The organism is Mycobacterium sp. MUNTM1 (assembly GCF_054660795.1).
In genome coordinates, this window is record NZ_BAAGDE010000005.1 from 37,217 (window position 1) to 60,503 (window position 23,287).

Genomic DNA, 23,287 nt, shown 5'->3' on the forward strand with positions numbered 1-23,287 from the left:
GGTGATGGGCGGAATCGAACACGCGATGGGCCCGCTCCGGCGCATCCTCGGGCACAAGGTCAGCGTCGGCGGGCTCATCGAGCTCGGATTGTGGTTGTTGATCCCATACCTGTGTATCGGGTTCGCCTGGACAGCTTTTCACCCCGAGCAGACCCAGCGAATTCAGGCGCGGATAGAAGCCGTGGCGCCCACCGCGGCCGACGCCATGGCCTTCGGGGCGGCGACTGTGCTGTGGCCGGCGTCGCTGCAGATCGCCGATTCCTGCCCGGCGCCGTGAGCGACTGTCGGATGCAATGCGTGCACGATCGGACGGTTTGCTCCTAGGCTCTGAAGACCATGTCCATCGACCGGTTCGGCCTCCTTGCGGGCACCATCCGACTTGCCTCTGGCGTTTCTTTCCTCGTCGACCCGCTACGAGCGAACAAGCTGTGGGGGGACCCGGACCAGCCGTCACCGACAGCGCAACTGTTGTTGCGGTCGATGGGCTATCGCGACGCGCTGATCGGTGTCCTGCTCGCGTCGGCGGCACTGCGCGGTAAGAGCACGCGCGGCTGGTTCCTGGCCTCCGCGGGTGCCGACGTGGCCGACCTGGTCGGCGGGATGAGCGTGCACAGCGAGTTGAAGCCCTCGCAGCAGATCATCGGCCTCGGCGGCGCCGCGGTCGGTGTCGCGACCGGGCTCTGGGGCGCGGTACGTCCGGCCAAGCGCCGGGCGTCTCCGGCGGTGGCCGACGAATCGGTTGTATAGCTGAGCGAATCGGCAAGTATTTGCCGTTCTAGACCGCGATGCAGTCGGTACGCTCATTGCGTGCCGGAGACGGCGTATGCAAACTGCGGTGATCTCAGCCTGGCCTACCAAGTTTTCGGTGACGGGCCGGTCGACCTCGTCTTCGCTGGCTCGTTCGCCAGCCATGTCGAGCTGTACTGGTCCATGCCCGAGTTCAAGGCCTTCATGGAGCGGCTCGCGACGTTTTGCCGCGTCGTCCTCTTCGACAAGGCCGGCGTCGGATTGTCTGATCCCGTTCCGCGGATCCGCACGCTGGATGATCGGGCGGCCGAGATCGAGGCCGTCATGGACGCCGCCGGCTTCGAAAGAGCTGCGCTGCTCGGGGTCAGTGAGGGCGGCCCGGCGGCCATCCTGTTCGCCGCGACGCGACCGGACAGGACACGGGCGTTGATCCTCACCGGCACGGCGGCATATCTCCCCAGCGCAGGTTGGGACGACCTCGACGTCGATCCGGCCGAGCTCCGGGCACGCTCGATACGCGAGATCGGCGAGGAGTACACACCGTCTGAAGACCAGATCATCGGCTTCCAGAAATTCGGCCAAGCTGTCTTGTCGGCGTGGGGAAGCGGAGAGGCACTCAAGTGTCTGCTGCCGTCGGTCCGGTCAACTCGGCAGCTGGGGATGCTCGAGCGCTCGTGCGCCAGCCCCGGAATGGCACGCGCCACGCTCGAAGCCGCTTTCCAGATCGATGTCCGGCCGATCCTGCCGACACTCACCATGCCCGCCTTGGTCGTGCACGCCGCCCGGGATCCCGGGGTCCCGGTGCAGGCGGGCAGGTATTTGGCCGACCACATACCCGGCGCGCGCATGGTCGAGCTCGACGGCACCGACCATGCGCCGTGGTTCACCGATCCCGACAAGATCGCCACCGAGATCGAGGAGCTTCTCACCGGCAGCCACGCGACCCCCGCACCGTTGAATCGCGCCCTGCGGACGGTGCTGTTCACCGACATCGTCGCGTCGACCGAGCGGGTCGCGGCGACCGGCGACGAGCGGTGGCGAGCGGTCTTGCAGCGCTTCGCTGAGATCACCGTCGGGGCCACCGAACGATACGGCGGCACGGTGATAAAGAGCACCGGCGATGGGTACCTCATCACGTTCGACGGCCCGACCCAGGGCATCCGGTGCGCCGAGAACCTGCGCGACGATGCCGAGAAGCTCGGCATCGAGATCCGTATCGGCATGCACACGGGTGAATGCGAACTCATGGATACCGACATCGGAGGGATCGCCGTCCACATTGCGGCGCGAATTCTCGGTCAAGCCGGTGCCGGGGAAATCGTGGTGTCGCGGACGGTGCGTGACTTGGTCGTCGGCTCGGGGATCGGATTCCAGGAGCGAGGCGTCGTCGAGTTGCGTGGCGTTCCCGGCGCCTGGGAGCTGGTCGCCGTGGACCGTCATGGTGCGACCGGGGCGTCGCGCGAGGTGCGGCTGGCCGCGGCGCCCACGCCCGGTCCCCGGACGTCGATGCGCCGGTCGGATCGGGCCGTGGCGGTGATGGCCAAACGCACGCCGTGGCTGCTGCGCGGCATGGCGCGATTGGTGCCGGTGACCGAACCCGGCCCGCTGGCCGCCGGGACAAGCTCACGCTGACAGCGCAGCGGTGATGCTGTTGACTGAGCATCATGGGTTTCGGTGTGCTGACATTTGTTACCGACGACGGCATTGGTCCCGCGGAGCTGGGCAAGGCGCTCGAGCAGCGTGGTTTTGAATCGCTCTTTCTCGCCGAGCACTCACACATCCCGGTCGACGCGAAGACCCCGTATCCGAGCGGCGGCCCGATTCCGCCGAAGTACTACCGCACGCTGGACCCGTTCGTGGCGCTGGCCGCCGCGGCGGTCGTCACCGAGCGGCTCGTCCTGGGCACCGGCATCGCGCTGGTGCCTCAGCGCGATCCGATCCACACCGCCAAGGAGGTGGCATCGCTGGATCTGGTGTCGCAGGGGCGATTTCGATTCGGCGTGGGAATCGGCTGGCTGCGTGAGGAGATCGCCAACCACGGGGTTGATCCCTCGGTCCGCGGGCGCGTCGTCGACGAGCGCCTCGACGCGATGATCGAGATCTGGACACACGAAAAGGCGGAGCATCACGGCGAATTCGTGAACTTCGACCCGATCTACAGTTGGCCCAAGCCGGTCCAGAAGCCGCATCCACCGCTCTATCTCGGCGGCGGACCGGCGGGCTTCAAGCGCATCGCACGGCTGAACGCGGGCTGGCTGTCGATGACGGGGTCGGCAGAGGAATTGTCTTCTCCGCTTGAGCAATTGCGTGACGTGGCCGGCAAAGACGTCCCGGTGATTCACTTCCACGGCGGCAAGCCGACGGCAAAGGAACTCGAGGCTTATCGCCACTTGGGTGTGGAGCACCTGTTGGTGGACCTGCCGACCGAGCCTCGCGATCAGACGCTACAACGCCTCGATGGGTTGCACGCCGAGCTCGCCAAGCTGTCGTAAAATCAAGTGCCGCAAAAGGTCTGATACTTGCCGAAGTCCTCGGGGGCGGGTGCGGCGTAGCGCTCAAGGCCGGGCCGTTGCGCGTAGGGGTTCGTCACCGCGGCGAGCAGTTGCTGCAGTGGGCCGAGCTCGCCGGCCGTCGCGGCGGTGAGCGCCTCCTCGACCAGATGGTTGCGGGGAATGTAGATCGGGTTTGTGCGATCCATCGTGTCGGCCTCGGGACGCAGTGCCCGCCAACGCGTCAACCACGCGTCAAAGCCGGCGAGGTCGGCGAACAATCCGCGCACGGGCTCGGCATCGGCTGCGGCATCTCCACGCGCCGCGTGGCTGAGCCCGCGGAAGAACGAGGTGTAGTCGACGTGGTTCTGCTTGAGCAGCAGAAGCAGTTCCTCGACGAGCGCCGTGGCGAACTCGGCGTCGACGCCGTCGGGTAGGCCCAGTTTGGCGCGCATCCCGGAGGCCCAGACGGCGTCGTAGCGGGTCTGGAAAACGCCGAACGACTGTTCCGCGAGCGCGATGGACTGCTCGGTGTTCTCCGAGAACAACGGCAGCAGCGTCTCGGCGAAGCGGGCGAGGTTCCATCCGGCGACGACCGGTTGGTTGCCGTAGGCATAGCGTCCCCAGAAGTCGATCGAACTGAACACCGTGTCGGGGTCATAGGCCTCCATGAACGCGCACGGCCCGTAGTCGATCGTTTCACCGGAGATGGTGGTGTTGTCGGTGTTCATCACGCCGTGGACGAATCCGATCAGCATCCACTGCGCGAGCAGCGACGCCTGGACGGCAACCACCGCTTCGAACAGCGCGAGGTACGGGTTGTCCGCCTCGGCGGCCCCGGGGTGGTGGCGGGCAATCGCATGGTCGGCGAGGCGGCGCAGCAGATCCTGGTTTCCGGTGGCCGCGGCGAACTGAAAGCTACCCACCCGCAGATGACTGCCGGCCACGCGGGTGAGCACGGCACCGGGCAGCGTTTCTTCGCGATGAACCGGGCGGCCGGTGCCCACCACGGCCAGCGATCGCGTGGTCGGCACGCCCAGCGCGTGCATCGCCTCGCTGACGAGGTATTCACGCAGCATCGGCCCCACCGCGGCCAGGCCGTCGCCGCCGCGCGCGAACGGCGTGGCACCGGATCCCTTGAGGTGGATGTCCCGCAGCCGCCCGTCGGCGTCGACGAGTTCACCGAGCAGCAGCGCGCGCCCGTCGCCCAATCGCGGAACGAAGCCGCCGAACTGGTGCCCGGCGTAGGCCTGGGCCACCGGGGTGGCACCGTCGGGCACCGAGTTGCCGACCAGGAAACGCAGCCCGTCGGGGCCACGTAGCCAGGCCACGTCGAGGCCCAGCGACTCGGCCAGCGGCTCGTTGAGCGCCAGCAGCTGCAGCTCGGGGAACGTCTCCGCCTGCCAGCGGACCGCCATCTCCGGCAATTCGTGGAAGAACCGGCTTTGCAGAGCAATGGTGGTATCCGGGGCAACGCTCATCTTCTCGAGCCTACGGAAACCCGAAGGCGCTATCCGAGGGCTTTGCCGATGAGGTCTCGCGCGCGGTCGAGCATCGACGCGAACGGCCCGAGCGCGAAGTTCAGCTTCGCCGACTCCACGCCGGGGTGGGGGCGCGTCGGAGCGATGGCTTCGGCGGCGCGTACCGCCGCCCCCATTCGCTTGAGGTCGTCGGCGTCGACCTTGCGCTTCAGGACGGGGAACTCTTCGTCCTCCTCCTGCCGGGCGTGCTCGAGCACGGCTTCGCGCAGCTTGGTCAGCTCGGTGATGAACTTGTCCGAGGTGATGTCGAGCTTCTCGATCGCCGACAGCAACTCCTTGGCTTCATGCTCCTCATGGAGGAGGGCGTCGACGATGGCGTCGCCGGCATCGCCGTCCTCCCGCCGCACGCGCGGATGCACCACCATTTCCTCGGCCGTCTCGTGGACGGCGAGCAGCTGACGCAACGTCGCGAAAGGCTCTTCACGCGCTTTCGGATCCGTCGCGTGCAGCACTTGGTCGAACATGTCCTCGATGAGGTTGTGCTGCGCTTTCAGAAATGCGACGACTTCGTCGGGTGATTCGACAATGAGATCTGCCATCGCCGATACCTCCAATGACTCCAGGAATGGGGACTGCGCACTGTGGGCTGAGTGCGGCTTGACCAGGAAATACCCCGCATACACGCTGCTAAACGCCGCGACGCGTCCGAGGCTGGCCGCAAGTCTCGTATTACTTTGCGACACAGATGTTTTCGATGAAATCGAGGGTTGATCGGTCGCTCTCTCGCCGGGAGCGGGTCCAGAGTGTCTTTGCCCCCGCACGACCATCCGGGACCGCCGGTTGCAGATACTCGCTACGGTTAGGGGCAACGAACCCGCCCGACGCACAGAGACGACAGATCAGCAGACATGTACGAACAGGTCAACAGCACCGCCGCCGAGCCCGAAGACGTCGGCTCTCGCATCGACCCGGTCCTCGCCCGGAGTTGGCTCCTGGTCAACGGCACGCACGCCGACCGGTTCCAATCCGCGGTGGACTCGCGCGCCGACATCGTCGTGTTCGACATCGAGGACGCGGTCGCGCCCAGGGACAAGAACGCCGCCCGCGACAACGTGGTCGGCTGGCTGGGCGCCGGCAACGTCGACTGGGTCCGCATCAACGGCTTCGGCACACCCTGGTGGGCCGACGACCTGGCCGCCCTGGCCACCACCCCGGTCGGCGGGGTGATGCTGGCGATGGTCGAATCGGTCGACCACGTGACCGAGACCGCGAAGCGGCTGCCCGACGTGCCGATCGTGGCGCTGGTGGAAACGGCGCGGGGCCTGGAACGCATCACCGAGATCGCCGCGACCAAGGGCACCTTCCGGCTCGCCTTCGGCATCGGCGACTTCCGCCGCGACACCGGTTTCGGGGAGGACCCGGCCACCCTGGCCTACACGCGATCACGGTTCACTATCGCCTCCAAGGCCGCCGACCTGCCCAGCGCGATCGACGGGCCGACCATCGGGTCCAATCCGCTGAAGCTGATCGAGGCGACCGCGGTGTCCACCCAGTTCGGGATGACCGGCAAGATCTGCCTGACGCCCGATCAATGTGCCGTCGTCAACGAGGGGCTCTCGCCGTCGCAGGACGAAATCTCTTGGGCAAAAGAGTTTTTCGCCGAGTTCGAACGGGACGGGGGAGAGATCCGCAACGGCTCCGACCTGCCCCGCATCGCCCGGGCCACCAAGATTCTGGAACTGGCGCGCGCCTACGGCATCGAGGCGTTGGACATCGACGAGGAAGAGCGCGATCACTCGCCCGCGCCGTCGGATACCTACCACTACTGAGCCAGTGGACGCCGGCGCGTCCGCGATTACCCTGGTGCTGTGAGCGCCAAGGTCCGGATCCGGGTGGCGCGGGTCTACGACGACGTCAGCCCCGACGAGGGCCAGCGGGTGCTGGTCGACCGCGTCTGGCCACGAGGGGTGCGCAAAGACGATCCGCGCGTGGGCATCTGGTGCAAGGACGTCGCCCCGTCGAAGGACCTCCGCGAGTGGTACCAGCACGATTCGGACCGGTTCGACGAATTCGCGTCGCGCTACAAGAGCGAGCTGCGCGACAGCGGCGCCCTGGACGAGCTGCGCAAGCTCGCCAAGCGCGGTTCCGTCACGCTGGTCACTGCGACCCGCGACCTCGACATCAGCCAGGCCGCCGTCCTGGCCAAGCTGCTCAAACCGCGCTGAAGCGGCTTCGAACCAGCAGCGTCCTAGGCTCGTCCCGTTGATATGACCAACCCCGACCCGATCCTCCCGCGGGAACTGACCGACCTTCCCGAGGCGATCCGCAGCGTCCCGCCACCGCCCATCCCGGAACTGCCCGAGCCGTACGGTCTGCGTGTCGCCGACCCGGACGCCGACGCCGAGATGGTCGCGGAGTGGATGGGCCGGCCGCATCTGGTCGAGGCCTGGGAATCCCACTGGCCGGTCGCGCGGTGGCATCGCTACCTGAAGGCGCAGCTGGAAGGCGGCTTCTCACGCCCGCTCATCGCCAGCCTGGACGGGGTAGACCGCGGATACATCGAATTATACAGGGCGGCAAAGGATTCCATTTCTCGGCGATACGAGTATGACCCCTATGATCTGGGACTGCATGTCGCCGTCGCCGATGTGGACTACATCGAACGCGGCCACGTCAGCTACCTGCTGCCGCATTTGGTCATCGGCATCTTCACCCTCGATCCGCGGTGTCGCCGCATCATGTTCGATCCCGATCATCGCAACGCCTTGGCGCGCAAGTTCTGTGAACGAGGCGGCTGTGTATTTCTCGGCGAGCACGACATGGCGAATCGGCGGATGGCGCTGTACGTGCTGCCCCGCACCCCCGAAGACGTCCCCGGTCGGCGCGACACCTGAATCAAAGCCGCTGTGCCAGCTGCTGTCCGACGAAGGCCGCCGCCTCACCGAGCAGGACGCTGATGACGACGTTGGCCAATGCCGCGCGGAGTCGGCGTTCCTCGCCGAGCCGCTGCGTTTCCAGCATCCAGGTGGAAAACGTGGTGTAGGCACCGACGAACGCGGTGCCGGCCAGCAGGGCCACGTCCTTGTTCAGTGCCATCCCGCCGAGGAAGCCCAAAAGCGCTGCGCCGCTGATGTTCACGGCAAGGGTGCCGAACGGAAACGGCCGCGATAGCCGGCGCGCCACCGTGCGGTCGACGACGAAACGCAGCACCGACCCGACGCCGCCGATGAGCACGACTCCGACCCAGACCAGAGCCGTCGTCGCGATGGCGGCGGTCATCGGCGCACCCGGACCCGGCGCACCAACTTGGTGGCAAGGTGCACCGCCAACAGTCCCAGCACGATGCTGGTCACGGTGTAGCCCACGGCCAGCCCCCAGTGGCCGTGTTCGATCATCCTCAGCGTCTCGACCTGCATCGTGGAGAAAGTGGTTAAACCACCGCACAATCCGGTGCCGAGCAGGGGCCGCCGATAACTCGACGTCGGCAACCGCTCCAGCAGCCGGGTGGTGAAATAGCCCACCAGGAATGCGCCGACGATGTTGACCGTGAACGTGGGCCATGGCCAGCTCGCCGGGTCGCCGCCGGCCAGCGTGCTCAGCGCCGCACGGGCCAGGGAGCCCAGTGCCCCACCGGCAAACACCGCGGCCAACTCGCGATAGTCCCGCTGAGCCACTGGGTCGATTCCCTTCGTTCGCCGGTGCGCTACGCAGCGTATGGCCGAAGTCCAGACCGGCGCAGCCCGGGGGGACGCGGACACGGGCAGAATTGGAAACCATGGTCGCCAATCCACGCGCCGGTCAGCCGGCCCAGCCCGAAGACCTCGTCGATCTGCCCCACCTGGTGACGGCGTATTACTCGACCGCGCCCGACCCCGAGGACGTCGCCCAACAGGTCGCCTTCGGCACCTCAGGGCATCGCGGGTCGGCCCTGGCCGGGGCATTCAACGAGGCGCACATCCTGGCGATCACCCAGGCCATCGTCGAGTACCGCGCCGCGCGGGGCACATGCGGCCCGTTGTTCATCGGCCGGGACACCCACGGCCTGTCCGAGCCGGCCTGGGTGTCGGCGCTGGAGGTGCTGGCCGCCAACGACGTCGTCGCCATGATCGATTCCCGCGACCGGTACACCCCGACACCCGCGGTCAGCCACGCCATCCTCACCTACAACCGTGGCCGCACCGAGGCGCTGGCCGATGGAATCGTCGTGACACCGTCGCACAACCCGCCGTCTGACGGCGGCTTCAAATACAACCCGCCCAACGGCGGCCCGGCCGACACCGATGCCACCAACGCGATTGCCAAGCGCGCCAACGAGATCCTGCGCAACGGGTCGGGCGTCAAGCGCATTCCGCTGGCCCGGGCGCTGCACACCGCGCAACGCCACGATTACCTGGGCAACTATGTCGACGACCTGCCCAACGTGGTCGACATCGACGCCATCCGCGCTGCCGGGGTGCGCATCGGCGCCGACCCACTGGGAGGCGCCAGCGTGGACTATTGGGCCGAGATCGCCCAGCGGCATCGCCTGGACCTGACCGTGGTCAATCCGCTGGTCGACGCGACATGGCGATTCATGACGCTCGACCACGACGGCAAGATCCGGATGGATTGCAGCTCGCCGGATGCGATGGCAGGGCTTATCCGAACGATGTCCGACAAGCCCGACCGCTACCAGATCGCCACCGGCAACGACGCCGACTCCGACCGCCACGGCATCGTGACGCAGGACGGGGGGCTGCTCAACCCGAACGACTACCTCGCCGTCGCCATCGAATACCTGTACACCCAGCGGCCGTCGTGGCCGGGCGGCATCGCCGTGGGCAAGACCGCCGTCAGTTCGTCGATGATCGACCGGGTGGTCGCCGGGATCGGCCGCAAACTGATCGAAGTGCCGGTCGGGTTCAAGTGGTTCGTCGACGGCCTGATCGGGGGGACCATCGGCTTCGGCGGCGAGGAGTCGGCCGGGGCGTCGTTCCTGCGGCGGGACGGCTCGGTGTGGACCACCGACAAGGACGGCATCATCCTGGCGCTGCTGGCCTCGGAAATCCTCGCGGTCACCGGGGCGAGTCCGTCGCAGCGCTATCAGCGGCTGACCGCCGAGTACGGCACGCCGTATTACGCGCGGGTCGACGCGCCCGCCGACCGCGACCAGAAAGCCCGTCTCTCGAAGCTCTCCGCCGACCAGGTGACCGCGACGGAATTGGCGGGGGAGCCGATCACCGCGAAGCTCACCGCGGCGCCGGGCAATGGTGCACCACTGGGCGGATTGAAGGTGACGACGGCCAATGCATGGTTTGCCGCGCGGCCGTCGGGAACCGAGGACGTGTACAAGATTTATGCGGAATCCTTCAACGGGCCACAGCATTTGGCGGAGGTGCAGGAAACCGCGCGCGAGGTAGTTAATAAAGTCATTGGGTGACCTTTTCCCTCCGTCTTGCCCGCTCGGGGGGGCGCGCATCCCGTTCTGGTCGGCTGCCGCGCGAAGTCTGGATCCTGAGCTGGGCGAATATCATGATCGCCTTGGGCTACGGGGTGATCTCGCCGGCGCTGCCAACGTTTGCACGTACCTTCGGGGTCAGCATCAAGGCGGTGACATTCTTGGTCACCGTCTTTTCGTTGAGCCGGTTGTGTTTCGCACCGATCAGTGGCCTGCTCACCGAGCGGCTAGGTGAGCGCCGGATCTATATCGGGGGTTTGCTGATCGTGGCGGTCTCGACCGCCGCGTGCGCGTTTTCCCAGGCTTACTGGCAGTTAATGCTTTTCCGGGTCTTCAGCGGCATCGGGTCCACGATGTTTTATGTCTCGGCGCTGGGATTGATGATCCACATCAGCCCTCCCGACGCGCGCGGGCGGATCGCGGGGCTGTTCACCACCTCGTTCATGGTGGGCGCGGTCGGCGGTCCGGCGGTCGGCGGCCTGGCGGCGGGATGGGGGCTGACCGCACCGTTCGTCGTCTACGGCGTCGCCATGCTGGCCGTCGCGGTGGTGCTCTTCTACAGCCTGCGGAACTCGGCGCTGGCCGCGCCGCCGCCGCCGACCCGATCCACGGTGACGCTGCGCGAGGCGCTGCGGGTGCGCGCCTACCGATCGGCGCTGCTGTCCAATTTCGCGACGGGATGGTCGGCGTTCGGGCTGCGCGTCGCGCTGGTGCCGCTGTTCATCTCCGACGTGATGGGTCGTGGCATCGGCGTCATCGGTGTGGTGCTGGCGGCGTTCGCCGGCGGCAATGCGCTGGCGGTCATCCCCAGCGGCTACCTGTCGGACCGGATGGGGCGGCGCACGCTGTTGATCATCGGGCTGGTGACGTCCGGGGTGGCGACCGTCTGGCTGGGCTACGTGCCGTCGCTGCCGGTGTTCATGGTGGCGGCCGGCGTCGTCGGGGCGATGACGGGGATCTACATGTCGCCACTGCAGGCCGCCGTCGCCGACATCCTGGGCAATGAGGCGCGCGCGGGCCTTCCGGTGGCGACGGTGCAGATGATGTCGGATCTGGGTGCCATCGTCGGGTCGATGGCGGTCGGGTGGGCCGCCGAGCAGTTCAGCTACACGTGGGGCTTTGTCATCAGCGGCATCGTTCTGCTGATCGCCGCCATCGGCTGGGTGGTGGCGCCGGAGACTCGCACGGCGGTGGATCTGGAGGCGGACCTGCTGGCGGCTGAGTCGGACGTCGAGCCGGTATGAGCAGCAACTTTGAAGGTCACTTACCGGTGGTGTAACTTCGATGGGCACGACTTCTCGGGGCTATGGCGCAGCTGGTAGCGCACCACACTGGCAGTGTGGGGGTCAGGGGTTCGAGTCCCCTTAGCTCCACAAAAGGAAAACCCGCTCCGACCATTGGTCGGGGCGGGTTACGTATTTGCGGGCCGGGTCGGGCGGTGCGCTGAACGTCCTAACTCTGTCCTATCGCGGACGAGAATACCGCCGAGACGGCGGCCCCACAGGAAGGACTGAGTCATTGCGGATTCCGTTCGGAGGTCGTCTCACAGACCTTGCGATTCTTGCCCTGGAGTGTCGTGGACCGGCGTCTTCTTGCGTGACCAAGAGCTCGGCGTGGGAAGGTTGCCGTTCACTATAAGGACCTCGACCAGGCTCGGGGCCTCGGGGTTGTCGAGTCCGTGCAGCCTCGGTTCGAGTGCGAACAAGTAATTCTCAGGGGTCCCGATGGGCAGCTCCTTTGAGCTCATGTCCAGGATGGCGAGGATCGAGAGCTGAGCTCCGTCGGCGGCGGCGTACTGCGTCGGCTGGCCAACATATTTCGGCGCGGACTCTCTGGTTACGGGCGTCTTGCGCTCGACTTTTAGCTCCGCGGTGATGCCGTCGTGCCGCACGTCGAGGTAACCCAACGCAAGCGGGTTGCCACGTTCGACTCGGCCGCCGAGTTCCGGGTTGGCGAGCAAACGTTCAAAGAGGTCGTCGTGGAATTCGCGTTCTGTTACTCGGGTTCCGCGGCGATACTTGCGTTCCCATGTCATGGCCAAGCCGGCGCGACAAATCCCGGTGAACAAGCGGCAGAACGCCCGCAATTGGCCATCGTCGAATCCGGCGCGGGCAAGGCGGTCGTATTCTGCTATGAGACGCTCGTCGAACACCGGATAATCTGTCGCCCGGTCGCGCGTCTCGTCGTAGGGCCGCAGCCGGAGTTCGCGGTGGCCGGCGACATCGAGCGTCTGCTTGCGCGGCTTGCCGTCGACCTCGCCGCTCCACGTCAGTCGCACCATCAGCGGGGGCGCCGGCTTGCCAGCTGCCACTGTGAACCGAAGCGTCACCGATCCCGACTGCTCATAGGTCTCGCCATCGCCCACATGGTCGCCGCGTGACCAGCTAAACGTCGGCACCGTGATCTCGGCAGGGGTCAGATGGCTTAGTAATTCCCCGTCCATCCGGTCTGCCCACTGTGGCCATTCACCGGGCTGCACGCGCACCGACAGTTCGTAGACACGCTGGTCCCGCAGTACTTCGGGCCCTGTGATCAGCCGGCCGTCCAGCGAAGCCAGCACGACCGCGACGGGTGCCTCTTCTACTGCCGGTTCGGGCGGGGTCTCACCGGCACTACCGCGGCGTGCGAAGCGATTCTCTTCGGGCCCCCTGACAACCGTGACGGGCAGCGGCAGCTGCGCCCACATGGCGAGGAGCGGCAAGATCGGTGAGACAGGGTCTGTGTTCTTCGCGGCCGCTACGAGTTCGAGAAGCGGCGCACCAATCGGGTCGTCGCGCCCTAGCCGCTCGGTGATATCAGCGGTGATCAGGTCGCACCGCAGCGCGACCGCCTGGCCATGTGACGAAGCCTTTTCGGTGTCGGCATTCAGCGCGGCGGCCTGCGCTCGCAACAAATGCGAGACAACCTCACACAAGCCGGCGACGGACCGTAGGTAGGCGCCCGTCGGCGTCACCGTCATACCCGCCTTCGACAATGCCTCGCCAGCTGCCGAGAACTCGCCAGCCCGCGATGCGATGCTCTCCGCTGGCCGTGATGCGTCAACAAACCCGGCATCCATCAGCAGACGCCGCAGTGTCAACGTCGCACGGACCGCGTTAATTACGAATGCGATTGAATCTGAGTCGCGCTCCTCCACCAGCGCCGTGGCGACCGCGCTTGCGTCGTCGGCGTGTGCGCCCCACTCACCGCCCGCCGTTGCAGTGGCGTCGGCGCGGACGGCCGACGCGAGCATCTCAAGAAAGGACCGCTGCCCCGCGTAGGCTCGCTGATCCGGCGTCGCTTCGAGTAGAACCGACATCATTGCAACGGCATCGGCCAATCTGCCTGCCCGCCAGGCCACCTCAACGAATTCGGCGGCAGCGACCGGACTATCGGGACCGAACGTGAGAGTCGCGGCCGTCAAGTCCGCGGCAGGGAGCGACGTCAGCCCCGGGCCGCACGCGAGAAGCATCTCGATGTCGGAGTCACCCCTCCGACGAGAGAAATCAGCGAAAGCTGGTTCTGCCGCTTGACTTAGCCGCAGCGACGCCATTCGAGCGGATCGAGCTACCGTGGTGCCCCACGTGTTGTGGTGCAGCACGTCGTGCAGGTCGTACGCGCCGAGCGATGCAGCAGCTTCTAATCCTTTACGCTCCGAAACCTCCCGGGCCCCGTCGATTTGGAGCCTGGAAGACAGTGACAGCATCACCCTGATCGCGTCTTTGACGACCTCGGCATGCTCGCGGCCGCTGATTCTTTCCACGATCAGTGCCGCGTACGCGAGCAGACGCACTGCTGCGTCGGGGGACCAGATGAGAGTCTCTGCCGCCTTCAGCACCGATCGGATGACCATGACAAAGGGGTCGGCAGTCAGCGCCGGCAGTAGATCCTCAAGCGCGGAGGGTAAGGGATGACGGCGCGCGATCGCTACCCACGTGTCGATGGCACGTGCTCGCGTTCCCACCTCAGACCCGACAATGTAAGTGTGGAGAGCGGGCAAGATCGCTTGCAGCACACCACTTTCCGTGCCGTGTGCGGCGCCGATCTTACCGAGAATCTCTAGTAGATACCAGGCGGCGTCGGCTCCCCGCTCGCCGTCACGTTCATCGGCCATGACATCGATTACGGCGTTACACGCGGCAACTGGGTCATTTGCCGCGACGAACTTGACGGCGTCGCCAAGTCGCCCGATGGCCCTGCCAAGTAATAGTCCTTGGCTCCAAGCGGTCATCATCTTCAGCGCCGGCGGTTCGTCGTCGATCACGGTCAGCGGCGAGACCTTCGATGCCTTCTGCGCGTCCACCAACTCCAAGATGGCACCGAGAATGGCCGCCACCTTCACGTGCATTGCGACAGGGCGCTCTTTTGCGAGGCGCTCTATCAGCTCGGCGGCGTCATCGATGGCCTCGCCGCCCCAGTCGCCGCCGAGGCGGCCCATCGCCATCTCGAAGAGCTCTTCGGTCACCGACGCCGCACGTGCGGCATCAGGCACGGGGTCTCCGGTCTCGCGCCAGTAGGGCTCAGCCGCGACGAGGTCTGCGGTCACCGTGAGTACTCGCAGCAGCCGCTCGCCCAGAAGTCCGGAACCGCGAGCTCCAGCGCGAACCATCGAACTCGACACGTCGCCAACGTCGAGCACGAACATCACCGCCAACGCTCGCTCGATTTCGCGCAACCCGTGGTCATCGAATCGCTCGAATTCATCTGAAGCCAGTTGCAGTACAAGGGAATCGACCAGGCCGGCGGCCAAACTCGGATGGGTCCCGGCGAGTATTCGGACAGCACCAGCGGCCGAACCCATCAGAAACTGGGTCACGTGTGGCCGCGGCGTGGCCGCCCCCGGTGGGAGATGCAGAACCGTCTGCATCTGCGGCCCCGGTAGCAAGTCTTTCAAGACCGAAACGAGTCGATCAGGAACTATGGCGGCAACCGCGAGCAGGCTGACCGGATCGCTACCCTGACGGCGCCGGGAGAACGGGTCCCGCATCGGCGAGCCAGCCAAAGCGACGGCCGATCGACACACGCGCTCATCAAGGTCAGCAATCTCTGCGTGCTCGGCCAGATCGGCAAGACACCGTCCCGCCGGTCCCGATGCGGTCCTGCGCATCACCGTTACGGCTGCGCGGACGACTTGAGATCCGAACTCGGGCCGCGACAGGGCGACAATCCGCAGCGGATCCAGAAGCGTCGGCGACGCCAATCCGCGCTCGACCAGCTCAACACCATGGGCGATGACGTCCGGAGTGAACGTCGCAGCAGCGCGCTCGGCCAAGGCTCGCAACCGCGCGAGCGCGGCACGGTCATCCTCCTCACCGTCACCGGCAGGGTCGACATCGAGTTGCCCAATGTCGGCCAGGGCGGTCGCCATCATGTCGTCGCAGCGCGCCATCAACCCGCGGCGCCTTTGGGCGCGCGCCTCCCATTCCGTACGTAACGCTGCCTTACGCTGGACCTCACGCTCGCGTTCAGCAACAGCCTTCTCGTCGGCGGAGGCGATGTAGCCGGCCAGTGTCGGTAGAAGGCCGCTGGGGCGTTGCTCAGCGCAGCCTACGCAATTCTGCCGGTAGAACATCGGCACGGTCATCTCAAGATTCGACCCGATCATGTTGCCGCGAGCCACGGGGCAGCGAACCTCGCGTGCGTTGATCGGAAGCCCCGTTGCTTCCTCAGCCATGCCCTGGCCGCTGCTCTGGACGAACTCCATGCGGGTGCAGTGGTTTTTCGCCAGGGTGATCACGCGCTGGTTGCGGACGCCCATCTCGACAGCGCCGTCCCAGACGTGGTCTCTCATACAACCATTCTGCCTGCGGGTCCCGACAAGGTTGTGAGCGGAGAAATGCCGCCGGTTCTAATTTCGGCCTACCGCGTTCGTTGATATAACCGCTGACGCGGCGGTCAGGCGGTCGTCGGTAACCCGGCCGTAGACGGCCTGAGTCATGCGCTCGGTGTGGCCGTGCCAGGCGGCGACCACGTCGGCGGCGATACCCGCAGCGCGCATCCGAGAGATGTTGGAGTGCCGCAGCTTTCCGAGCGTTATTGCCTTCAAGCCAGCCGCATTGCGCTGCACGGAAAACTCGCGGCTGTAGTCGCGCACTGGCTGCGGTGTGCCGTCGGCCCGCGAGAGCAACAGGTCGGCCTCGGCCAGTGGTCGGCCCACGGCGAGGCGCTCGCGCAGGTGCACTGCACGCATGGCCTTGATCATCGCCAACTCGCGCGGTGGCACGGGCAGATCGCGGGCGCTGCGGTCGGTCTTGGTGGGCACGATCACGTCGCGTCCGTTGACATCCACGCGTGCCTGTCGGATCCGGAGTGCGCCGATCTCCAGGTCGATATCCAACCATCGCATCCCGCCGACCTCCTCGCGCCGCAGGCCGAGCAGGGTTAGGGCGAAGCACCCAGCGAGGCGGTGAGGCGCAACGTGATCGAGGAACTTGCCCATCTGCTCCGGCGTCCAGATGTCGTCGGCCGCTGTGGCGGTGATTGTCTTCTGCTCTGGCGAGTCGAGGTCTGCCGACGGGTCGTAGGTCAGCCAGCGCATCCGCTTCGCGTGCGCCATCACCGACTTGAGCCGGACGATCGCGCGGCGCTTGGTGGCCGGTGCCAGTACCTTGCCGCCCTTACCGGTGAGCGTGGCTGACCAGTCGGCCAGTGCAGCGGGGGTGAGCTTCTGAACCGGCACCGCGCCGAACGCCCGGCGCGCGTAGGTCAGCGACTCGCGATCGGCCCGAACCGTATTCGGCCCGATGGACGGGTCGGCGTCGCGAAGCTTAAGCCAATGGTCAGCAATCTCATCGAACGTCTGATTCGACTTCGGCGCCCACGTCGCCGCCACCCATTGCTGGCGTTGCTCGGTAACCCAGTCCTGAGCGGCCTTCTTGGTGGCGAATACCTTGGTCGGCCGGACCTGTTTGCCCGTGACCGGGTCGGTGCCGAGCGTGGGCCGCGCGCGCCAGCCGTTGCCGTTCGTCAGGCGCTTGATCGAGTTGTCGGTTCGCTCGCCACGCTGCCTGAGCTGCTGCTCGTCGTCGATGGTCATCGGTCAGTCTCCTGGTCGGTGGTGGCGGTGGTGTCTCGCTGCTGTGGTTGTGGTCGCTTCGGTAGTGGCTTGTCGTCAAACCACCCTTCGGCCTTCGCTCTCTTGAGAAGCCGGTCAACCGTCGTCTTGCTGACGTTGAGTTTTTCGGCCACGGTCGGGCGCACCGGCCGGCCGAGTGCGATGGCATTATTGGCAATCTGTGCCGCTTCGAACACCTTGGGCGCGGGATTGTCGGGCTGGCTGTGCGTTTCGGCGATGTCGTCAACAAAACCGATCAGACCGCCGACGCGGTCTATCCATTGCGCGGCGCTGTAGGCCAATCTGCGAGTCGGGACTGCGCGCACGGCGGCGTAATCGACCATTGCGCCGTCGTCGGCGGTGATCGTCAGCTCGGTTAGGCGCGGGTCGGATCGTCGGCTGGTCGAGATCCGCACGGAATACGTAAAAGGGTGTCCTACAAGGCGAATTGCCACACGTTCGTCAGGCTCCGGTACGCGCTGAAACGGGCCGGTGCGTTTGCCCACACGCGGATCGGGATCGGCGTATCCGACTCTCTCGACGTCGCCGCGCTGCGGGGCGGGTGGTGAGTCACCACTTCGTTGAGCCATTCTGATGACTCTACAGTCTAGACATTCATCGCACAAACGGTGACTCTGGAGAAATGGAGACAACCACATCCGCTAAGGCCACGCCCACATTGGACGAATTGCGCAGTGGGCCACCGACTATCAGCATCGAGCAGGCAGCGCGCTATCTCGGCGTCAGTCGCGCATATGGCTATTCGATGGCCCGCGAGGGGCGGCTGCCGACGATCCAGCTCGGCTCGCGCCGAATACGGGTGTCCGCGCTGGCGCTGCTCAAGATGCTGGGCGACGAGGACTGAGCCACTGGTCGACAGCTGCACCATGACGCCGAATCGTCAGCGCTGCAGGGCTCTCAACTCAGAAACAGCGATACCGCCGAGCCGCGCGTTTGCCTTCGCACCATGTGCCCGGCGGTACCACTACTGACGACTCCCAGCCCAATCGACCGAGAAGTGCTATCCCCTACCGCCAGAGAGCCACACATGACAAAGGTCACCGCTGAAGTCGGAGATGAGCCGCGGCGCGCTGATCACATCACGGGCGCGCACCTCGCTGTATTGCTAAACGTCGACCCGACCGACCCTCTGAGTGAGGCTGTTGGTCACGAACGCGCCCGCATAATCGTGGACTGGCAGCGCGACACGCTCGATCACGGGCGTTATCTCATCGATCAGATCACCGGCAAGCCGGAGCTGGACCCTTGGGTGGATGATGTGCCGGTTATTCCGGTCGACATCGTCGCCGAAGTCTTCGATGACCACGGTGTCGATGTGCCGTCCCGGCAGGCGGTGCGCACGTTCGCCGAGGCGAACGGCGGTGCCGATCCGGACGTCGAGCTGCTGCGGGCTCGGCACGTCACCGACCCCGATCTGGACGCCGCCGCCGGTGCTGCAGAGAGGCGCATCTGTGGTGTGCCCGAGTCGATCTACGGCGCGCTCACTGCCGCCGAGCAGGCGAAGGTAAGTGCGGGCCGAGTGATCGCGCCGCCGCAGTCGCCCACCGCGGTCGCTCGCTGGCTGGCTCGCCATCAATTCTCGGTCCGGCTCCGACTACCGGTGCCCGACGGCAGCCGTCGACGACGCAAAACGTGGATGCGAACGCTGATCCGCGTCGACAACACCTGGTATTGCTACGAGGCCAGCGCCGCCGGAGACCCGGCGCGCTGGATCGCGCGCACCGACCCCGAGTGGATGCGCGCGCGTCTGCGGACCGTGCTCGGCGACCTCTGGTACGTAAAGGTCAAGACGAGCACGTCGGGCGGAGTGGAGGCTCACACCTACTCGCTCAAGTGGTGGAATCCCGACACACGCACGCTCGCGATGGTCGAGGACGCCTTGGCCGACGAACTCGCCGCCGGGTCCGGCACCCACGCCCGCGAGTTGCCCGACGTCTACGGCCAGAGGCGCGGGGTGTATTCCGGCAGCACGCGGGTTCTGGTGCGCAATGGAGTGCTGGACGTCGTGACCGGCGAAATGCGACCCAATACCCCATTGTGGTTCAGCCTGACGAGGATTGAGGCGGACTACCACCATGCCGCCGACCCTCACGCCGCGCGGGATTGGCTGCGTGTGCTCGACGACCAGTGGCCCGATGATCCCGGTGCGGTGGCCTGCCTCCAGCAATGGTTCGGCTACGTCCTGTCGGGGCGCACCGATCTGCACAAGCTTATGTGGTTGTTCGGCCCTCCGGGGAGCGCGAAGTCGCTCATCGCCACCGTGCTGGAGGCGCTGGTGGGTACCGTGACCGAGCTTGGGCTCGACGCGCTCAACACCCCGTTCGGCCTGCAACAGCCCTATGAGACCGGCGCGACACTGGCAGTCATGTCGGATATGCGGTTCGGCTCGCGCGACTCGAGCCTGGCGGTGAGTCGACTGCTGGCGATCACCGGCGGTGACCGAGTGGACGTCCCGCGCAAGTACAAGACCTCATTGAAAGAACGCCTTCCGCTTCGGTTCCACGGCACCGCCAACGAGATGCCCAAGCTGTCCGACCACGCTGGTGCACTGGTCGACCGGCTGCTGATTCTGGAGACGTCCCGGGCGTTCAAGCGTGGGGCCGAGGGCACCGACACCGGCCTCAAGGACCGCATCATTGCCAATGAGCTGGGGATAGTGTTGCGCTGGGCCGTCGAGGGCCTGGCCCAGCTCAACGCCGCTGGCGGTCGGTTCACGCTCAGCAAGGACGCCGGTGAACTGGCCAGTGACGCCGCTACCGCAACGTCGAACGTGCGCCAGTTCGTGGCGGATTGCTGCGACATTGGCACCGACGACGATGCCGTCGACCAGGACGCCCTGTTCCGCGTCTGGGGTCGGTGGGCTATGGAGAACAAGTCGGGCGAGCGGATGAGCAAGGCCGCGTTCCGGCGGGCGCTCAAATCTCTGGCAGAGGGGCCTATCAAGCCCGGCCAGAAGTACAAGGGGCCACGTGTCGTCTGGGGCATCAAGCGCGCGGAGATGAGCTACCTCGACCGCGACCGATTCGGCAACCCTACAGTGATGCGCACCGTCTCAACCGACGCCCCCGGCGATCCCTATTGCCGAGACGGGGTGGCGTGATCGTGCCTCGCGGACACGTCATCTTGGTCGAGGCGTCGGTTATAGCCGGCGCAACGATGCGGTTATGGCCCCGGGCTGCGCTGCACGCGAACATCCAGCGACCGCCGCAGCCGAGTTATACGGCTGGCATAACCGGCACACAACGCGGTGCGAGGTGCGCAACCCCGAAAGCGGGCGCGGCGAGCCAAATGTAAAGGCGGTGAGGTCTTTTCGGTGACGGAAACCTAAATGCATAACCAACATAACCGACATAACGGTATGAACTGGAGATGAGATGGGGAAATGAAAAATCTATATAGGGAAGAAGGTTTCGTTCATACGGCGATGTTGTGGCGGTTATGACGTCGGGGAGCCACCGCCGCGCGCCTGCTTGCCGCGCCGCGCCCCGGCGTCTGCACCGTTCGTTGACAAGATGTTGACGTGACCAGCCGACTCGATGCCCGCCAGCGTGCAGAGCAGGCAGAGCGTATGAGCGCCACCGGAGCGACGTGGCAAGATGTCGCGACCGCTCTCGGGTACCGCAGCCGTCAGGCCGCGCACCAGGCGGTAAAACGGCTGCGGGAGAGCGCGCCCGTGGAGACTGTCGAACAGGCACGCGCCAAGCACGACGCCGCCCTCCAACTTTTGCAGCGCAACAGTTTTACCCGTTACACGACCGCGTTGGAGCGGGGCGACGACGACACCGCCCTCCGGTACGCCAAGGAGATCAGGGCCACTGTCGCCGAACGCTCAAAGCTGTCGGGCGCGTACGCGCCTCAGCGCGCCGAGGTCGACGTCAACGTCACCCAGACCCCGGCGGCGATCATCGACCGCATGGAGTCCGAGCTGCTGGCGCTGGTTGCTCAGCGGCGAGCGCCGAACGCCCTCGGCGGCAATGTGATCGAAGGAGAAGTGATCGGATGACCATCACCGTTGATGATGTGATCAAGGCGGCGGCGTCCATTGCCCGCGACGCCGCCGAGGACCGGCTGAGCCCTGCGGACCTGGAGCACCAGGCCGCGATGGAGTGCCGCGCGCTTTTCGGCACCGTCGCCGGGCCAGATGACCCGCTGTGGCCGCTACACGTCGACATCGCCCGCCAGGTGCTCGCGCTCGACGGAGTGCCTAGCGATGAACTGGCCGAGTGGCTGGCCGTGGCGCGCCGGGTGGTGGCTGAAACACCAGCGACAACCACGCTAACGACTGCACCATCCTGAGGAGAACCGTGTCTGTAACCGCCATCATCGTTAGCGGCAGCATTGAATTCCTGCCGGACTACTGCCCCCACTGCAATCCGTTCGGACATCATGCCGACAGCCGGATTCGCCTGGCCTCGCTGACCGACCCGACCTCGGTCACCTGGCCCGGCGGCAAGCGTGTGATTTGTGATTACTACTGCGATGATTGCGGGCACGAATGGCGGCGGGCCGACCTGTGGACCGCCAAGGAGGCCGGGTTCGATCCCAAGGAACGGAGGGCAGGGCGACCATGTTGGCCGCACCCCTCGCCGCGCTGACCGCCGCCCGCGCCGTCGGTGCGGCTCGAGAGCGGCAGCGGCCCTCCACGCCCGCCGAACTGGCGCGCCGGCTGGACCCGCGGTTCGTGGTGACGCCCACCATCCGACTGCTGTCGGACGTGGCACTGCGCTCGGTGACCCAGCCCGACCAGCGCGACATCGTGACCACCCCGCCGAGGACGGGCAAGTCGCGGCTGCTGGCGATCTGGACCGTGGTGTGGGCGCTGATGCACGATCCCGACCTGCAGATCGTGCTGGTGAGCTACAGCGATGAACTGGCTCAGACTCACAGCCGCGAGGCGCGCCAGCTCATCAACGAGCACGCCGACTACCTCGGCATCCGACTGTCGGCGGACAAGACCGCTGTGGGGCGGTGGCGGGTCGACGGGCGCGCGGGCGGGCTACTCGCGACCGGCATCAACTCCGGCGTGACCGCTTCGGTGCCGACCTCATGGTGATCGACGACCCGGTGAAGGACGCTGCCGAGGCTGACAGCGCCGCCCACCGCCGTCGCGTCATCAGCGAATACCGCTCGACGCTGGCAACTCGTGTTCACCCCGGCGGTAGCACGCTAGTGGTAATGACCCGCTGGCATGAACACGATCTGGCGGGCGAATTGCTCGACGCCGAGCGTGATATCTGGAGCCACACCAATGTCCCCGCGGTGGCCGAGACTGGAATACCCGATGCCCTGGGCCGTGCGCCTGGGACGGTAATGACCTCGGCGCTGGGATACACCGCCGATCACTTCGCCGCCGCCCGGCGGACCTCCGGCGAGCGAGCCTGGTACGCCCTTTACGAAGGCGTGCCATCGGCCCCCGAGGGCGGCCTGATCAAACGCGAGTGGCTCGATGACTGGCGGCTGCCCACCGCGCCGCTGGGACCGATCAAGACCGTCGTGGGCGTCGACCCGTCCGACTCCGGCGCCGGTGACAGCTGCGGCGTCGTCGCGGCTAGCTTGACGCGCGAGGGCGTCGTGGCGGTGATCGCCGACGTGTCCGCACCGATGACGAGTGACCAATGGGCCAGGGCGGCGGTCGATCTGGCTGTCGACGCCGGGGCGTCTGAGATAGCGGTCGAAGGCTTCGCCGCCCGCGAGACGTATCAACGGGTGGTTACGGAAGCACTGCGGCGGACAAACACATCCCGCCCAATCAAGGTGACCACCTGGCCACCGAAGGGGAGCGGTCGGGGCGGCGGCGACGCAATCGCCCGGTCGGCGGCGCTCCTCCAGGGCCTCGAAACTGGTACTACCCGCATCGCCGGGCACCTACCGGCGCTGGAAGGGGCGGCGGTGACCTGGCAGGCCGGGCAGCATCAACCTGATGTGCTGGCGGCGCTGGTGGTCGCTCATGACGTGTTGGTCCATTCCATCGGGCAGCAATGGACGTTCGTATCGCCGCTGGACACTGCGCGCCGCGCCCGCGACGGCAAGATCCCGCCACCGCCTGTATGGATGCGCCGAAAGATTGGGAGGTAATAGA

General features: G+C 66.3%; 21 protein-coding genes, 1 tRNA gene and 1 pseudogene. 16 read left to right on the forward strand and 7 right to left on the reverse strand.

The annotated features are described in order from the left end of the window. Positions 1–4: 4 nt before the first annotated feature. Genes ACYQ8K_RS04330 through ACYQ8K_RS04345 form a run of 4 tightly spaced genes read left to right on the forward strand, consistent with a single transcriptional unit; the run spans position 5 to position 3,239 of the window. A complete protein-coding gene (locus ACYQ8K_RS04330; RefSeq protein ID WP_459967152.1) occupies positions 5–277 on the forward strand; it encodes a hypothetical protein in 273 nt (90 codons plus the stop codon). A 59-nt stretch (positions 278–336) separates the two neighbouring features. Further along, positions 337–747 carry a DUF4267 domain-containing protein gene (locus ACYQ8K_RS04335; RefSeq protein WP_459967154.1) on the forward strand — a complete coding sequence of 137 codons (411 nt, stop codon included), beginning with the start codon at positions 337–339 and terminating at the stop codon, positions 745–747. Between the two features lie 60 nt (positions 748–807). Continuing rightward, positions 808–2,379: an adenylate/guanylate cyclase domain-containing protein gene (locus ACYQ8K_RS04340; protein WP_459967156.1), complete on the forward strand. Its 1,572-nt coding sequence runs from the start codon at positions 808–810 to the stop codon at positions 2,377–2,379. A gap of 32 nt (positions 2,380–2,411) precedes the next feature. Beyond that, entirely contained in the window at positions 2,412–3,239 is an 828-nt protein-coding gene (locus ACYQ8K_RS04345) for an LLM class F420-dependent oxidoreductase (RefSeq protein WP_459967157.1), read from the forward strand. A 2-nt stretch (positions 3,240–3,241) separates the two neighbouring features. Here the strand turns inward: ACYQ8K_RS04345 and ACYQ8K_RS04350 are convergent, their stop codons facing one another. Beyond that, positions 3,242–4,717 (reverse strand): protein adenylyltransferase SelO, encoded by a 1,476-nt coding sequence (locus ACYQ8K_RS04350; RefSeq protein ID WP_459967159.1) that lies wholly within the window; start codon positions 4,715–4,717, stop codon positions 3,242–3,244. Positions 4,718–4,746: 29 nt separating this feature from the next. After that, a complete protein-coding gene (locus ACYQ8K_RS04355; protein WP_459967161.1) occupies positions 4,747–5,316 on the reverse strand; it encodes a hemerythrin domain-containing protein in 570 nt (189 codons plus the stop codon). A gap of 309 nt (positions 5,317–5,625) precedes the next feature. Here ACYQ8K_RS04355 and ACYQ8K_RS04360 point away from each other — a divergent pair, with 309 nt between their 5' ends. From ACYQ8K_RS04360 to ACYQ8K_RS04370, 3 genes are read left to right on the forward strand one after another with little or no spacing between them, the layout of a single operon-like run. Then, positions 5,626–6,546, forward strand: coding sequence for an HpcH/HpaI aldolase/citrate lyase family protein (locus ACYQ8K_RS04360; RefSeq protein WP_459967162.1), 921 nt, complete (start codon positions 5,626–5,628; stop codon positions 6,544–6,546). A gap of 39 nt (positions 6,547–6,585) precedes the next feature. Continuing rightward, complete coding sequence (locus ACYQ8K_RS04365) at positions 6,586–6,942, forward strand: DUF488 domain-containing protein (RefSeq protein WP_459967164.1); 357 nt, start codon at positions 6,586–6,588, stop codon at positions 6,940–6,942. A gap of 42 nt (positions 6,943–6,984) precedes the next feature. Further along, positions 6,985–7,611: a GNAT family N-acetyltransferase gene (locus tag ACYQ8K_RS04370; protein WP_459967166.1), complete on the forward strand. Its 627-nt coding sequence runs from the start codon at positions 6,985–6,987 to the stop codon at positions 7,609–7,611. Between the two features lies 1 nt (position 7,612). On the opposite strand, the gene crcB (ACYQ8K_RS04375) is transcribed toward ACYQ8K_RS04370, so the two are convergent. Together crcB (ACYQ8K_RS04375) and crcB (ACYQ8K_RS04380) are read right to left on the reverse strand one after the other, a co-directional pair. Then, positions 7,613–7,996, reverse strand: coding sequence for a fluoride efflux transporter CrcB (gene crcB, locus ACYQ8K_RS04375; RefSeq protein ID WP_459967167.1), 384 nt, complete (start codon positions 7,994–7,996; stop codon positions 7,613–7,615). Beyond that, the gene (gene crcB / locus ACYQ8K_RS04380) at positions 7,993–8,391 is read right to left on the reverse strand and encodes a fluoride efflux transporter CrcB (RefSeq protein ID WP_459967168.1); all 399 of its coding nucleotides are present in this window, start codon (positions 8,389–8,391) and stop codon (positions 7,993–7,995) included. Before crcB (ACYQ8K_RS04380) ends, crcB (ACYQ8K_RS04375) begins: the two co-directional genes overlap by 4 nt. A 101-nt stretch (positions 8,392–8,492) precedes the next feature. Between crcB (ACYQ8K_RS04380) and pgm the strand changes: the two genes are divergently transcribed. The 3 genes from pgm (at position 8,493) to ACYQ8K_RS04395 (ending at position 11,527) form a co-directional block, all read left to right on the forward strand. Beyond that, complete coding sequence (pgm, locus tag ACYQ8K_RS04385; RefSeq protein WP_459967169.1) at positions 8,493–10,136, forward strand: phosphoglucomutase (alpha-D-glucose-1,6-bisphosphate-dependent); 1,644 nt, start codon at positions 8,493–8,495, stop codon at positions 10,134–10,136. A gap of 92 nt (positions 10,137–10,228) precedes the next feature. Then, on the forward strand, positions 10,229–11,398 hold the full coding sequence (locus ACYQ8K_RS04390; protein ID WP_459967170.1) for an MFS transporter: 1,170 nt from the start codon (positions 10,229–10,231) through the stop codon (positions 11,396–11,398). 56 nt (positions 11,399–11,454) lie between these two features. Continuing rightward, positions 11,455–11,527 (forward strand) — tRNA-Ala (locus ACYQ8K_RS04395). Positions 11,528–11,697: 170 nt separating this feature from the next. Here ACYQ8K_RS04395 and ACYQ8K_RS04400 read toward each other — a convergent pair. The 3 genes from ACYQ8K_RS04400 to ACYQ8K_RS04410 are packed head-to-tail and all read right to left on the reverse strand — an operon-like array spanning position 11,698 to position 17,777. Next, positions 11,698–15,924 (reverse strand): hypothetical protein, encoded by a 4,227-nt coding sequence (locus ACYQ8K_RS04400; protein ID WP_459967172.1) that lies wholly within the window; start codon positions 15,922–15,924, stop codon positions 11,698–11,700. Positions 15,925–15,981: 57 nt separating this feature from the next. Next, positions 15,982–17,169: a tyrosine-type recombinase/integrase gene (locus ACYQ8K_RS04405; RefSeq protein ID WP_459967174.1), complete on the reverse strand. Its 1,188-nt coding sequence runs from the start codon at positions 17,167–17,169 to the stop codon at positions 15,982–15,984. Beyond that, complete coding sequence (locus ACYQ8K_RS04410; RefSeq protein ID WP_459967175.1) at positions 17,166–17,777, reverse strand: hypothetical protein; 612 nt, start codon at positions 17,775–17,777, stop codon at positions 17,166–17,168. Before ACYQ8K_RS04410 ends, ACYQ8K_RS04405 begins: the two co-directional genes overlap by 4 nt. 53 nt (positions 17,778–17,830) lie before the next feature. On the opposite strand from ACYQ8K_RS04410, the gene ACYQ8K_RS04415 reads away from it, so the two are divergent. The 6 genes and pseudogenes from ACYQ8K_RS04415 to ACYQ8K_RS04440 all read left to right on the forward strand — a co-directional run bounded on the left by ACYQ8K_RS04415 (position 17,831) and on the right by ACYQ8K_RS04440 (position 23,283). Further along, entirely contained in the window at positions 17,831–18,052 is a 222-nt protein-coding gene (locus tag ACYQ8K_RS04415) for a helix-turn-helix domain-containing protein (RefSeq protein ID WP_459967176.1), read from the forward strand. Positions 18,053–18,376: 324 nt separating this feature from the next. After that, positions 18,377–20,308: a DNA primase family protein gene (locus ACYQ8K_RS04420; RefSeq protein WP_459967178.1), complete on the forward strand. Its 1,932-nt coding sequence runs from the start codon at positions 18,377–18,379 to the stop codon at positions 20,306–20,308. Positions 20,309–20,728: 420 nt separating this feature from the next. Next, on the forward strand, positions 20,729–21,211 hold the full coding sequence (locus ACYQ8K_RS04425; RefSeq protein WP_459967179.1) for a hypothetical protein: 483 nt from the start codon (positions 20,729–20,731) through the stop codon (positions 21,209–21,211). After that, a complete protein-coding gene (locus ACYQ8K_RS04430; RefSeq protein ID WP_459967180.1) occupies positions 21,208–21,504 on the forward strand; it encodes a flagellar hook-length control protein in 297 nt (98 codons plus the stop codon). Before ACYQ8K_RS04425 ends, ACYQ8K_RS04430 begins: the two co-directional genes overlap by 4 nt. Before the next feature lie 8 nt (positions 21,505–21,512). Next, a complete protein-coding gene (locus tag ACYQ8K_RS04435; protein ID WP_459967181.1) occupies positions 21,513–21,803 on the forward strand; it encodes a hypothetical protein in 291 nt (96 codons plus the stop codon). Beyond that, positions 21,776–23,283 (forward strand): annotated as a pseudogene (locus ACYQ8K_RS04440) (terminase large subunit domain-containing protein). Before ACYQ8K_RS04435 ends, ACYQ8K_RS04440 begins: the two are co-directional and overlap by 28 nt. Positions 23,284–23,287 lie beyond the last annotated feature (4 nt).